Raw genomic sequence first — 522 nt, forward strand, 5'->3', positions numbered from 1 at the left:
TTTGTTACGGTGATTTGATTGGGGCGAAGCTTTTTATCTGACAGCAGCCCTGAGATCATGGCTTCAGCCATTGATCCAGCTCCAATAAAGGCGATGTTTAAATCCGTTTTCATTAAAATTTCCTCCAGTCATTTGCTATCCAATGAAAACAGATACTGAAATTTCAGTATCTGTTAAAGGTTTGTGTTTGTGTATCTCTTCTTTATAAAATGCATAGTTATCTAAAGATATGAATAAAACTTCACTATATTTCTGTCATTATGCAATGAAAAAGAGAGGGATGTCAATGTAATTTTCAGAAAACGAAAGCAATTGTATAAATAAGGGGGAAAATCGTGTAAACTTAAAAGAAAATGCGATGGTAAAGGAGCAAAAATACAGATGAATGAGCAATTGTATAAAATTGTGCTGCCTACTCCTTTTGCGGTAGGAGATGTGAATGTTTTTGTTATAAAAGGTCAGACCGTTACGCTAATCGATACTGGTATTAAAACGGAGGCAGCGTGGTCTGTATTTAAAGAA

General features: G+C 34.9%; 1 protein-coding gene and 1 pseudogene. One reads left to right on the plus strand and one right to left on the minus strand.

The window, feature by feature from the left end:
• Positions 1-113: NAD(P)-binding domain-containing protein (locus AC27IT_RS28235; RefSeq protein ID WP_487092326.1), on the minus strand; the 113-nt coding region annotated here is incomplete at its 3' end.
• 268 nt (positions 114-381) lie between these two features.
• Here AC27IT_RS28235 and AC27IT_RS28240 point away from each other — a divergent pair.
• Positions 382-522: pseudogene (locus AC27IT_RS28240) on the plus strand (MBL fold metallo-hydrolase); the annotation flags it as partial.

The organism is Brevibacillus sp. YAE8, assembly GCF_057543335.1.